The sequence below is a fragment of the Ornithinibacillus contaminans genome, assembly GCF_001038425.2.
Lineage (GTDB): Bacteria > Bacillota > Bacilli > Bacillales > Amphibacillaceae > Ornithinibacillus > Ornithinibacillus contaminans.
Map to the genome: position 1 here is coordinate 167,158 of NZ_LDPV02000050.1, position 13,378 is coordinate 180,535.

Below are 13,378 nucleotides of genomic sequence, written 5' to 3' on the forward strand. Positions count from 1 at the left end.
AAGTAAGGAGGTGAAGAAAATTATGGAAACTATACGGTTGAATGTATCGTTATTACGCAGAAGAGTACCAAATTTAACGAGTGCAGCGAAATCAATTGGTTTACGTCCCGCTACCGTTTCAAATCTTTGTACTGGAAAAATCCCAATTGAACGCGCTGAAGTCAAAACCTTAGTAGCACTTGCAACACTCGCGAAATGTAGTTTGGATGAACTAATTTTAAGAGGGGAGTCTGTGGAAATGATTGAAACCAAAATTAAAACAGTTGATTTATTTGCACCTATTTCCAAAGGTGGAACAGTTGGCTTGGTAGCCCGTCCAGGAATGGGGCAACTTGTTTTGTTACGTGAATTATTTTATCGATTACAAGATGAAGGCTATTCCATCATTCTATTAAAACCTGAGGGCAATCATCCTGAATTGAATGATTTAACAACATCAGCATCCGTCACCGTTGTTGATTCTATCGAAAAAGCGTATGACGAAATTATTAGAGTCGGTGTTGAAAAGGAGATTATCTTTACTGCCGATCGGTCACATGTTTTAACTGGTGACATATTTGAACTACAAGACCAACTCCAAAACTACGACATAAAATCCATCACGACGTTCTTACTCGACTTAAAAGGTGCCGTAGTAGATGAAGACTTGCCATATGGCCCATTAGAAACATTGCTATACTTTGATGCAGACCTCTCAGCAAGACATAGCTTCCCTGCTATCAACCCAATCTTTTCTACTTCTTCTGTTTTAGAGGGCGCTCACCTAGATCAAAACCATTTATTCACACAGCAACGCGCTAGAAAATTATTACGTCGTTATCGAGAGCTGCGTTCCATTGTAACGGTTCGTGGACTGGATAAAATCCCTGAAGCAGATAGAGAGATTTATCATCGTGGGGAACGTTTAGAAGCCTATCTAACCCAACCATTCTTTGTCGCAACGGAATACTCGGGAATTGAGGGGGAAGCAGTGGATTTAACGACCACTTTACATGATGTACGGAAAATATTAGACGGCGGAGCTGACTCGCTTGATACGAAGGAATTAACCTATATCGGTAACCTTTCTTAATTTTAAGCAGGAGGTGTTACATTGCATAACACCTCCTACCGTTTAAACGGATTCCTCCACTCCATTAGCGCCGCATAATTTCGGGATTCCTCATCCTCTAGGTAATTAGCCACAACCCCAACAGGTGTCCTGCCAGCATTCAGTAAAAAGGTAATCACAGGATCCTTTATCACTCCATCAACAACAGCAGCAAGGTATTCTTCAGCCGTCATTTCACCTGCATACTTATGAAATCCTGGCATCCTACCGCCGCCAAGCAACCGGTTAAGCCCTTTTTGAACCACCAGTTCATACATGGATTGCATCAATACTTTCCCCAGTGCAAGCTTCCGAAAAGATGAACGAATACAAATATCAACTACATAGAGCGTGTTTCCAGCCGGATTATGATTACGAATATAGCCGTTATCCGTAATCTCCTCCCATGTGTGAACTGGATGTGCCGGATCAAAATTTACCATTAAGGCAGTCATCGAACCCGCTATAACGCCATCCACTTCCACACATAATGCCCCCTCCGGAAACAAGGTCACATGATTCTCCAATTGCTCCCGATTCCACCAAAGCTCTGACGGAAAAGGGGGCGGGAAGCTTTCCATTTGAACCCGAATTAATTCATCGAAGTCTGCCCGCTGATAATTCCGTACCACCGCTTGAACAAAGCCATCATTACTTTTTAAATATAATTGTTTTTGGTAACCCATCTACCCCATTCCCTTACGATTTACTTAAGTCAGGATATAAATCTAACCGTCTATCGTTCCATGTTGTAACCGAACCCGCTTCCCTTACGTCATATAAAAGGGCTAAATCAAGATCTGCGGTAATCAGCATATCATGGTTAAATTCACCTTCCATTAAAATTCCGTTTTTCGGAAATGGAATATCATTTGGCGTAATAACAGCAGCCTGCCCATAATTAGCACGCATGAAATCAACATTACGCAATGCCCCAACGGTTCCAGTTGTCACGACATAGACTTGATTTTCAATCGTTCGCGCATGACATGTATACCGAACACGATGAAAGCCATGCAAATCATCGGTACAAGACGGAGCAAAAATAACGTCCGCACCCATTCCGCGCACCATCCGCACGATTTCTGGGAATTCCATATCGTAACACGTTAATAGCGCAATTTTTCCCTTTACCGTTTCAAATATTTGAATCGATTCACCCGGTGTAATATTCCAATCCTTTTTCTCAGTTGGTGTCATGTGTAGCTTCGCCTGTTCCGCCACACTTCCATCTGGGTAAAATAAATGGGCCGTGTTATATAGGTTGTCCCCTTTTCTTACCACATGTGTCCCACCAATTAGATGCATACCGGTTTCCTTCGCTAATCCAGAAAACAGGTCTATATATTGATCCGTAAACGCTGGCAGCTCATCTACACGATTGATCGTGCTACCTGTCATCGACAAAAGCTGTGTGGTGAAATACTCAGGAAAAAGCACGAATTCCGAATCGTACTCCGCTGCGGTTCGTACATAATGCGTCACCTGTGCGGCAAAATCATCAAAGCTATTAATGGTCTCTAACTGATATTGAACTGCTGATACACGTAATTTCATCTATGAAAAACTCCTTTTACTCGTAAAATTCATCTATTCTACAAGTACTATATGGTATTACCACCAACAATTCAACCTAATATTTCTTGATTTCAAGCTACCACGCAAAACACTGCCAGCATTTTAAGAAAAGCTGTGAGACCAAATAAATCCCCCTATACCAAGCAAATGGAATAGAGGGACCTATCTGGTATGCTTATACTACTTCACTAAAGTCCTCATCTCCTGTTTCGTCCATTTCCTTCATCGCAATCCCTGTAATTCCATAGAATAGGGTAACAATCGGTGTTAACATCGCTAAGAAACTAAACGGCAAATAAACTAATGAGGAGGAAACGCCAAGTGTCGCTGCCGTAAATAGGCCACTGGCTGTCCACGGAATAATTGGCGCACTCTGTGTCGCCGTATCCTCTAGCACCCTCGATAAATTTTCCGGATTCAAATTAAACCGTTCATAGAGTGGTTTCATAATTGTACTCGTCATAACAGCTGCGAATGAAAAGGAACCACCAATCCCTAAGGAAATATAGGAGGCGATCATCGATACAAAGACAAGCATCCCCCTACTTTTAATTCTGGCTGTGACGGACAGGATAATTGACTCCAAGATGCCTGATTTGTGAAGCAAACCACCAAGTCCTAGTGCAAATAAGAATAACGCAACGAGCGGTAGCATGCTCAGAAAGCCACCACGCTGCAATAACGTATTGACACTCTCAATAGTTGATTCCACATAATAACCATCATAAAAAATGGAAAATACCTCGTTGATGGTGACACCCTGGTACACCACCGCAACGACAGCACCTGCCAGAGCCCCAATAAAGATGGAGGTAATCGCGGGCTTTTTCGTAATCAGTAACACAAACAAAATAACGACCGGCAGTAATGGAATAATCCCGAGATTGAAGTTATTGGCCAAATAGCTCGTCAACTCATTAACTTCCCCGGAATTAACAGTTCCTCCACCATAATTTAACCCGATTATCGTAAAAATTATCGCTGTTATCGCGTATGCCGGAACCGTTGTCCAAAGCATATGCTTAATGTGTGTGATGAGGTCGGTTCCTACCACTGCAGCAGCCAGGTTGGTTGTATCGGATAATGGTGATAATTTATCGCCAAAATAACTTCCGGCAACAATCGCACCAGCAGTCATCGCGACAGGAATACCCAAGCTATGACCAACACCAATCATAGCAATACCTGCCGTTCCAAGTGTTGCCCATGATGAACCGGTGGCCAAGGAAACTAGTGAACAAAACAATAAAGTAGTGACGAGAAAAAATTGAGGTGAAATGGATTGAATTCCATAGTAGATTAAGGTCGGAACAGTACCTGAGGATATCCATGAGCCAATCAATATACCGACAGTTAGCAGGATAATTGATGGCTGCAGCGCAGGAAGCATTGCTGAAAAAACACTTTTTTCCACCTGCTTATACGTAAATCCAAGACGCATGACGAACGGTATAATCGCTAATAAGGCTAGGAACATCATTAATTGAATCGTTGCACCAAAGGCTAATGTTCCAATAGCAATAATCGCAATTACCATTGTTAGTATCGAAATCGAATAAACCAATGTTGGCTTTTTTCTATCGCTATCCATCAAAACACTCCTTTTGTATTGTTATATGGTATGCACATTAGCTCAGAAAGTTAAAACGTATACTTCAATTATATACAATTTTTAGATAATTTCAAAATCTATTTTTCATGCTTATGTTAGAAAATAGCAATACCTGCAACCATTCTATTGATTTAGTGCCCTATCTCCTATGATTTAAGCCAATAGCTCGAAAATGCTCGGAAATACAAAAAAAACGAATCAGCTAAGGTCAGATGATTCGTTTCTATTCCATACTTTTATCGATACTTCCGGTGGAAAGCCCCAACAGAGAGCGTGATAAATACAATACCGATTAGCATTACCATTTCAATCGTAGCATTTATACGAATATAATCGTGTAGCACTTCTTCCTTCAGCATCATTTCACCAGCTGTCCAAGCAAGCAGTGCTGCCCCGAAATAAACGACACCGGAATACTTTTCCATCAGTCGCAGGATAAATTGACTTGCGTATAACATAATCGGAATGCTTAAGATAATGCCGATGATAACGAGCACCATATTATTATTGGCCACCGCAACAATTCCCAGCACATTATCCAAACTCATCAGTAAGTCCGCAAAAATAATAATAACAATCGCTTCCTGTAAGGAACTTCCGATTTTAATTCGCGTATCCTCTGATTCAACATCAACTAACAATTTATAAGCAACCAGTAAAAGCAGTAACCCACCGATCAAATGAATGAACGGAAGCTGCATGAGATACATAACAATAACGGTAAAGATTATGCGAAATACAACTGCCCCCATCGTTCCGAAAAATATTGCCTTCTTTTTTAAATCATCCCTCAAATTACGACTCGCCATCGCAATCACAACCGCATTATCACCACTTAAAACTAAATTTATCATTAATATTTTCGCTAATGGCTCCAGTATTTCCAATGATGACCCCCCCAACAAATTAACAACCACACCTTGTCCATTACCCTTTTACTAATCTAAATGTATGTAAAACACCCTAGGCACATTACAATTTTATTTGCACCAACCAATCAATTCTTTTAGCCCAGATAACAACAAAAGGATGATTTTTACCCCAATTTCCTTTATGATGGATAGAAACGTTCTAACGAATCATCGTATTTCGGTTATTCGTGTACTACTATTTTGCAAGGGAGTTCCATAACATCGTGAATAGATTACGCAAAAAAAACATCCAAGATTTACTCAATCACCAGAAAGGAGTGCCGTTCAACCGAACACTAGGCGCCTTTGATTTAATTCTACTCGGGGTTGGTGCCATCATTGGTACTGGCATTTTCATCCTACCTGGCACAGTTGCTGCTCTTCATTCTGGTCCAGCTATCATTTTTTCATTTATTATTGCTGCAATTGTTTGTGCCTTTGCCGCGATGTGTTATTCTGAATTCGCATCATCCATCCCAGTAACCGGTAGTGCTTATACGTATGGTTATGTGGTGTTCGGCGAGGTTATCGCCTGGTTTGTTGCGTGGGCACTATTATTAGAATATGGATTAGCAGGGGCATCCGTTGCAACTGGTTGGTCCTCGTACTTCGTTTCCCTATTAGAGGGCTTTAACATCATTATTCCGAAAGCCATTTCTGGTTCTTTTAATCCCGCTGACGGCACCTATATCAATTTACCCGCCGTCTTAATCGTACTTGCGATTGCCTTTTTACTAACCTTTGGGGTGCAGGCATCGGCAAGATTTAATAAAATCATGGTATTTGTTAAAGTAGGCGTTATTCTGTTATTTATTGCGGTTGGTGTTTTCTATGTGCAACCGGAAAATTGGCAACCGTTTATGCCATTTGGTGTGGATGGAATTTTAACTGGGGCAGCATTAGTATTCTTTGCGTATCTTGGCTTTGACGCCGTATCTGCTGCAGCTGAAGAGGTAAAAAACCCACAACGAAACATGCCAATTGGAATTATTGGATCGTTATTCGTTTGTACGTTATTGTATGTGGCAGTATCCCTCGTCCTCACTGGTATGATTCCGTTCACCGAACTAAATGTCAGTAATCCGGTGAGCTTTGCCATCCAGTTCGTCCACCAAGATTGGATTGCTGGCTTGATTTCCTTAGGTGCGATCGTCGGCATGATGACCGTCATCCTTGTATTGTTATATGGTGGCACTAGAATACTGTATGCCCTTGGTCGTGACGGATTATTGCCAAAGCGCATGGCATCACTAAGCAAAGGAAGACAAACCCCTGTTGTGAGCACATGGATTTTTGCGATTCTAATCGCGTTTTGTGCTGGAGTGGTTCCATTAGCCAAATTAGCGGAGCTAGTTAACTTAGGGACCTTACTAGCATTTGCTATTGTATCTGCTGGTGTGATCTTCTTGCGGAAGGATTCACGTTTACAGACGACTGGATTTAAAGTACCCTTCTTTCCTGTGATTCCAATCATGTCGGTGTTATTCTGCTTGTTCTTAATCCTGCAGCTATCCACTGATACTTGGATTGCGTCTGCGATTTGGTTTGCCGTTGGATTAGTCATGTATCTTAGCTACGGAAGACGTCATAGTTTAATTAAAAATGATTAAAACACAAATAAGGCTCCGTCCTACTAATAGGAACTGGAGCCTTTTAATTATCCGATAACAGCTTTCACTTGTTTCGTGTAGAAATACCGGACGATGAAAAAGTATACAATTTGAATCACTAAGAAAATACTGAGTACTATTACCGATTCTGTGACCAGATTATAATCAAATAACCGAGATAACGATGTCAATGCAACAGCACCGTGAATAAGTGCAACGATGATTGGTGCAAAGAATAATAAGAATGTTTGTCTTGTTAGTACTTTCGTTAATTCTTTATCCGTTAAGCCTAACTTGGATATGCCTTTGAACTTCTGCTTATCCTCGTCTAAATCCGTGTATAGTCGGAAGTAAAGGAAGCTTCCAGCCGAGACGAAAAAGACAATTCCTATAAATAATCCAACAAACAAGACCGGTCCATAATATTTATTAATCTCATAAACCTGATATTCCCCTGATAAAAACTCATATGGCGATAGCTGTTCTGATAACGTTTCAGCTGCAGCTAATACATGCTCCTCCCCATCTGTTGCTTGCCACGCATAAAAGCTCTCTTCTCTTTCTGGAGTAGATAGCTTTTCGTAATCTGCATTAGAGACTAGGAAATAGGAATCTGTAGCAGGAAGTGCACGTGCATACACAACTTCCTCCTCTGGCTTCAGCTCAACACCATTCGCTAACGGAATCGTTTGTTCCATTAACTCTTCTGTTTGATTAAACGGAACACCATCAAACTCTACTACTTTCATCTGCCCATCCTGAACGTCTACCTGATCCTCGCCAATTAACGCTGCAAAACGGTTGAAATCTGACTCCCGCGCAATCACAACAGTATCTACCCCATAATCATAATAGCGCAGAACCACATGCTCCATTGTTGCTGGAATATTTTCTGCCTGTAATGTTTCATTGATTAAGGCAACATCTTGCTCTTCACCCTCATCCACAGCGGTATAGGTAAAGGTATTCGGATTGGTAATCTTCATCCCTGCGGTCAAATACGATTGAAATCCAAACAGTGTCCCAATCGCACTAAAGGCAACCGTTGAAATGATGGCAACCATGAAGAATGTCCGCGCATTATCCTTCATCCGAAACGATAAATCAGATAGTAACAGCATGTTCGTCTTCCGCAAAAAAACAGAATCGTTCTTCTTTAATTTCCGAATGACATACACACTTAACTGCGTAAATAATAGATAGGTACCGATGGTCACAACGATGACAACTGGTAGTAGTGCAACAACGACGGCTAAACCTTTTACGATTAACGCAACCGCATAACCAGCACCCAGCAATAAAATAGCAAGCATTGTTAAAAAGATATTTGCTTTTGGCTCGCCTTTAGACTTCTTGCTCCCTTTTATTAGATCGATTAGCTTCCTGCTCCTAAGAACATAAGAGACAAATAAGGAAATAATGAAAAACAACACCATAAACGCAGTAAACGTCAGTAGGATTGCTTCAAACGGAATGTAAAAATTAAGGGAACCTTCCAGAACCAATACATTTTCAGCCAGTAATAAGATCCCTTTTGAAAATACTAATCCAATTAAGATTCCGCCCACCGTCGCAAAGAACCCAATTAACATATTCTCTAAAAATACCATCAATCGAATTTGTTTCATCGACATACCGTGCATCATCAACAATCCAAATTCTTTTTTTCGAGATTGTAAAAACGAACTCATCGAATAGAGGACAAAGAAGAAGGAAAAGACATAAATAATTCCTGCCGAAACATTCATTCCTTTTTGGACACTACTATTCATCTCCTCACCACTTAACACAGGGTGAAAAGCGAAGATCGCAAAGGTAAAAAACACCATCACCGTGAACATGCTACTTAGAAAATAAGCAGCATACAATCGCTTATTTCGAAGGACGTTATTAAACGCGAACTGACGAAAGGTCATTTGCATCCCCTCCCAGCAGTGACAATGTATCGATTATTTTTTGGAAAAAGGCTTGGCGATTATCGCCGCGGTGAATTTCTGAATAAAAATTCCCATCACGAATGAAGATGACACGATTACAATAGCTTGCTGCTTGCGGATCATGTGTCACAAGCATCATCGTTGTTTTTTCCTTTTGATTAATGGACTCAAGCATTGCCATCACATCTTTAGAGGCTTTCGAGTCTAAATTCCCGGTCGGTTCATCTGCTAGTAACAGCTGTGGGGAATGAATCATGGCTCTGGCTATTGCTACTCGTTGCGCTTGTCCACCAGAAATTTCATACGTACGCTTATTCATAATAGGCGTAATCCCTAGCTTTTCCGCTATTTCATGTGCCTTTTGCTTCATTTCCTTTACCTTCTTCCCGTCCAAGGTCAACGGCAAGACAATATTTTCTTCCACGGTTAAGGTGTGAAGCAAATTAAAATCCTGGAATACAAAGCCAAGCGATTGTCGACGGAATTTGGCAAGAGCATCTTTTTTCAAGGTGTGTGGGTTATTTCCGTTAATTAAAATTTCACCAGTTGTTGGTTCATCAATTGTTGCGATCATATTAAGTAGCGTTGTTTTCCCGCTACCAGACGGACCCATAATCCCAACGAATTCCCCTTCTTCAATCGTTAAATTAATATCAGTTAATGCTCGGTAAGCGACTTTACCTTCATAAATTTTGCTTACTTGTTTTACAGTTAACATGACTAAAATCTCCTTCCACTAACGAATCTAACGTTAGTGTACCGCTCACACGCCAATTCAAACTATCGATTCAGCTTTCACTTTCCTTACAGTGGTGTAAGGTTTTGGGGCTGGGAAAAAAGTGTTAATGGTTAGATAAAAACCGAACGTTGGTGCACGATACCCGCTCCGGGAATATACTTCGCTTTCCGCGGGGGCTGCTGAGCCTCCTCGCGCTTACGCACTGCGGGGTCTCACCTAAGCCCTTCCTCCCGCAGGAGTCTTCGTATATTCCCTACGCTGAATCAGTGCATTGTTCGTCCTTTTATCTTTTCATTTTACTTATGTCCCAGCCTCAAGGTTTTGTGTTTCTGAGAATATAATTCGGCATGTCGTCCCTTCCTTCACCACAGATTCCACCTCCATCCGGTGCCCGAGATGGTCTGCCGCTTCCTTAGTTAAAAACAGACCCATACCAGTTGATTCCCGAAACTCCCGTCCGTTTTCTCCCGTATAAAACGGATCAAAAATACGGTTTATATCGGTTGCTGGGATTCCAACGCCAAAGTCCTTCACTTCTAATACCGCTTCTTTATTTCGTTCATAAATAGAAATAACGATACGATTACTTTTCCGAGCAGAATATTTCACGGCATTGGTAACGAGTTGTGTCAGGATAAAAAACAACCATTTTTCATCGGTTTCTACGGTAATGCCTTCCTTTGCTACCGCTAGCTTTGGATAGACTTGATTGCGTATGTAGTAGCGTTTATTCTCGCCATTGACATCATTCACAACGTCGGAAAGCAAAACTGGTTTGATATGAAAATCCTGCTCAATCGTCCGAAGGCGGGCCATATAAAGAACGGTATTTAACCCCGTTTTCATTCGCTCTGTCTCTTCCCGAATACTTGATGAATCAGGCTCATCTAAATTCTGCGCTGTCAGTTCAATCACCGAGAGCGGTGTTTTCATTTGGTGCACCCATTGATCCATAAAACGCCTGTGTTCTGCCTGTTGATCCTCCGCTGATTTAAGCTTCGTTTGATACAGCTTGTACTGATCCCGTAATAACGAATCCAGCGCCATAGAAATAGGTGCTTGTTCCGTCTTCTGAATCGATTCATCCAATGTTGCTAGTGGCCTACTCAGGCGCTGGAAAAATCGTTGATGGCTGACGTATTGATAAGACAAATAGCAACCAAGCAGGAAAAAGCTAAGAAAAATCACATACAAGAATAGCTTCCAATCCCGATAACCAGCAAGCCAAAAAATACCTACCACGACAGTAAGCTGGATGAACTGGGTCACTACTAAAAGTGCATGCTCCTTGAGAAACAGCCTCATCCTTCAGCCTCCTTGCTCCAGGAGACATGTAACCGGTAGCCTGCACCCCTGACGGTTTCCACCGCATCTGTTATACCAAGCTCTTGAAACTTTTTCCGAACCCTTGTGATGTTCACGTTCAGCGTATTTTCATCGACATAGGCGATGTCATCCCACAATTTCTCCAGTAAATCCTCCCGTCCGGCTACCCTTGGATAACGCTCCATCAAACTTTCGATGATATCTGCTTCTTTTTTGGATAGGGAGACGGTTTGCTTATGATAGGATAATTCCAGCCTTTCCGGAAAAAGCTCCAAACCGAATTTTTCCAGCACGCGTTCTTCTGCTTTCGCCGCATACTCCCCGTATGCACGACGAAGCTGACTACGGATTTTTGCCATAACGACTTCCGCGTGGAACGGCTTGGTTATGTAGTCATCTGCCCCATTTTCAAGTGCCATTACTTGATCCATTTCCCCAATTCGAGCTGAGATAAAGATAACTGGACAGATCGATTGCTTGCGAATTTGCCGGCACCAGTAATACCCATCATAGCGCGGCAAATTAATATCTAATAAAACTAAATCAGGTTTTACCGTATGAAATGCGTCCATAACGTGTTCGAAATCTGTTACCCTTGTGACGTCAAACCCATAATTATCGATATAGTCTTGGAGATGCTCCGCAATTTTCGGATCATCCTCCACGATCATAATTTTTTGCATCGAATCACCGCCCTCTTTTTCAAATCCATTATGGCATAGAAGAAAAATATCTACAAAATTGAACCAAGTCTAGTAGAAAAATGGGCATAACAATTTTCCATTGTCATGCCCATTATTACGTCATCACTTTAGTTTAAATGTTCGTTTAAGATATTTTCCTCTAAGACAGATGTATCGCCATACACTTTGATAATATGTTTTTCTCCCCACATACATAGTGCATCTAAAATGCCTTGGAGGCTTTTGCCATATTCGCTTAGCTCATATTCCACTTTTGGTGGGACTTGGTTATAGACGATTCGGTTAATAACACCGTCTTCTTCTAGCTCGCGTAGTTGCTGGGTTAACATCTTTTGCGTAATGTTAGGCATTAGTCGTTTTAGTTCACTTGTTCTTCTCTTACCATGATTCAAATGGCATAGAATAACACATTTCCATTTGCCACCGATTACTTCTAGTGTTGCTTCTACCGATATATTGTACTTCTTTTCCTTCATAGAAAATCCCTCCCAATGGATAGGCACTAAAAAGTACCTATATAACTTTTTGGTTCCTATATCACTTTAAAGTGCGTACTTTTCTTTTTCTCACATAAGCACCATAATAACATTTGCCGGTCAAAAATAATAGCATTTATCTAAAATCGTTCCCATTTTGGCCTTATATTACTACGAAATAGGTAAGGAGGAGAAAAAGTATGCCTATTGAAAAAAGAAGAAGCACATTTGCATTGCTTGCATTAGCAATAAGTGCATTTGCCATTGGCACAACAGAATTTATCAGTGTTGGATTATTGCCGTTAATTTCAAATGACTTAGGAGTTTCGATTACAACTGCTGGATTAACGGTTTCCCTATATGCCTTAGGTGTCACATTCGGTGCACCAGTTCTAACATCCATAACGTCCGGAATGTCTCGCAAAACCTTATTAATCTGGATTATGGTCATCTTTCTTGTAGGAAACAGCATCGCTGCTGGTGCCAGTAGTATTGGCGTACTACTTGTTGCACGCGTGATTTCAGCCTTTTCACACGGGATTTTCATGTCGATTGGTTCCACGATTGCGGCCGATTTAGTTCCCGAAAATAGACGAGCTAGTGCGATCTCCATAATGTTCACCGGGCTAACGGTTGCAACCGTAACAGGGGTACCATTTGGAACCTTTATTGGGCAGCAATTTGGCTGGCGCATTGCCTTCTTAATCATTGTTGCTGTCGGGTTAATTGCACTCATTGCAAATAGCATCCTAGTTCCTGGGGATTTACGAAACGGGAATAAAATTTCCTTTAAAGATCAATTCAAATTAATTACGAATGGTCGCCTGTTGCTTGTATTCATTATTACAGCACTTGGGTATGGTGGGACGTTTGTTGTTTTTACTTATTTATCCCCATTACTACACACAATCACCGGCTTCCAAGAGGAAACAGTCGCTATTATTTTACTCGTATATGGCGTGGCTATTGCAATTGGGAATATGATTGGCGGAAAACTAGCGAATCACAATCCTATTAAAGCTTTAGTATATATGTTTATCGTACAAGCTGTGATCCTGTTCACGTTACACTTCACAGCACCATTTAAGACGATTGGGTTAATCACCATCATTCTAATGGGACTTTTGGCGTTCATGAATGTGCCTGGATTACAAGTCTATGTCGTCACGCTAGCAGAACGTTTTGTCCCCACTGCTGTAGATGTAGCCTCTGCGATAAATATCGCTGCCTTTAATGCCGGAATAGCGATTGGTTCTTATTTTGGTGGCGTCATTACAGACTCGATTGGCCTAATTCATACCGCTTGGGTCGGTGCCTTGATGGTACTTATCGCGGCACTGCTTGCAATCTGGAGCAACATTTTAGAAAAGAAAAATTAATTATTGGAGGAATACA

At 41.3% G+C, this 13,378-nt stretch carries 12 protein-coding genes; 3 read left to right on the forward strand and 9 right to left on the reverse strand.

Annotation, left to right across the window (positions count from 1 at the left end):
* Window positions 1-22 precede the first annotated feature (22 nt).
* Entirely contained in the window at window positions 23-1,072 is a 1,050-nt protein-coding gene (locus JF53_RS14025; RefSeq protein ID WP_047980277.1) for an ATP synthase beta subunit C-terminal domain-containing protein, read from the forward strand.
* Window positions 1,073-1,107: 35 nt separating this feature from the next.
* Here the strand turns inward: JF53_RS14025 and JF53_RS14030 are convergent, their stop codons facing one another.
* The 4 genes from JF53_RS14030 to JF53_RS14045 all read right to left on the reverse strand — a co-directional run bounded on the left by JF53_RS14030 (window position 1,108) and on the right by JF53_RS14045 (window position 5,167).
* Window positions 1,108-1,776: a GNAT family N-acetyltransferase gene (locus tag JF53_RS14030; RefSeq protein ID WP_047980276.1), complete on the reverse strand. Its 669-nt coding sequence runs from the start codon at window positions 1,774-1,776 to the stop codon at window positions 1,108-1,110.
* Between the two features lie 13 nt (window positions 1,777-1,789).
* Window positions 1,790-2,647, reverse strand: coding sequence for a carbon-nitrogen hydrolase family protein (locus JF53_RS14035; RefSeq protein ID WP_047980275.1), 858 nt, complete (start codon window positions 2,645-2,647; stop codon window positions 1,790-1,792).
* 196 nt (window positions 2,648-2,843) lie between these two features.
* Window positions 2,844-4,259 carry a Na+/H+ antiporter NhaC gene (gene nhaC / locus JF53_RS14040; protein ID WP_047980274.1) on the reverse strand — a complete coding sequence of 472 codons (1,416 nt, stop codon included), beginning with the start codon at window positions 4,257-4,259 and terminating at the stop codon, window positions 2,844-2,846.
* A 257-nt stretch (window positions 4,260-4,516) separates the two neighbouring features.
* Window positions 4,517-5,167 (reverse strand): YjbE family putative metal transport protein, encoded by a 651-nt coding sequence (locus JF53_RS14045; protein WP_083443641.1) that lies wholly within the window; start codon window positions 5,165-5,167, stop codon window positions 4,517-4,519.
* A gap of 248 nt (window positions 5,168-5,415) precedes the next feature.
* On the opposite strand from JF53_RS14045, the gene JF53_RS14050 reads away from it, so the two are divergent.
* Window positions 5,416-6,801, forward strand: a complete 1,386-nt coding sequence (locus tag JF53_RS14050) for an amino acid permease (RefSeq protein WP_047980273.1) — start codon at window positions 5,416-5,418, stop codon at window positions 6,799-6,801.
* Between the two features lie 47 nt (window positions 6,802-6,848).
* Here the strand turns inward: JF53_RS14050 and JF53_RS14055 are convergent, their stop codons facing one another.
* The 5 genes from JF53_RS14055 to JF53_RS14075 all read right to left on the reverse strand — a co-directional run bounded on the left by JF53_RS14055 (window position 6,849) and on the right by JF53_RS14075 (window position 11,983).
* Window positions 6,849-8,717, reverse strand: coding sequence for an ABC transporter permease (locus JF53_RS14055; RefSeq protein ID WP_047980272.1), 1,869 nt, complete (start codon window positions 8,715-8,717; stop codon window positions 6,849-6,851).
* On the reverse strand, window positions 8,692-9,456 hold the full coding sequence (locus JF53_RS14060; protein ID WP_047980271.1) for an ABC transporter ATP-binding protein: 765 nt from the start codon (window positions 9,454-9,456) through the stop codon (window positions 8,692-8,694). The genes JF53_RS14055 and JF53_RS14060 overlap by 26 nt, the downstream gene beginning before the upstream one ends.
* Before the next feature lie 321 nt (window positions 9,457-9,777).
* Window positions 9,778-10,782, reverse strand: coding sequence for a sensor histidine kinase (locus tag JF53_RS14065; RefSeq protein ID WP_047980270.1), 1,005 nt, complete (start codon window positions 10,780-10,782; stop codon window positions 9,778-9,780).
* A complete protein-coding gene (locus JF53_RS14070) occupies window positions 10,779-11,486 on the reverse strand; it encodes a response regulator transcription factor (protein WP_047980269.1) in 708 nt (235 codons plus the stop codon). The genes JF53_RS14065 and JF53_RS14070 overlap by 4 nt, the downstream gene beginning before the upstream one ends.
* A 128-nt stretch (window positions 11,487-11,614) precedes the next feature.
* Window positions 11,615-11,983, reverse strand: coding sequence for a winged helix-turn-helix transcriptional regulator (locus JF53_RS14075; RefSeq protein ID WP_047980268.1), 369 nt, complete (start codon window positions 11,981-11,983; stop codon window positions 11,615-11,617).
* 200 nt (window positions 11,984-12,183) lie between these two features.
* Here JF53_RS14075 and JF53_RS14080 point away from each other — a divergent pair, with 200 nt between their 5' ends.
* Window positions 12,184-13,362, forward strand: coding sequence for an MFS transporter (locus JF53_RS14080; RefSeq protein WP_047980267.1), 1,179 nt, complete (start codon window positions 12,184-12,186; stop codon window positions 13,360-13,362).
* Window positions 13,363-13,378: the final 16 nt, after the last annotated feature.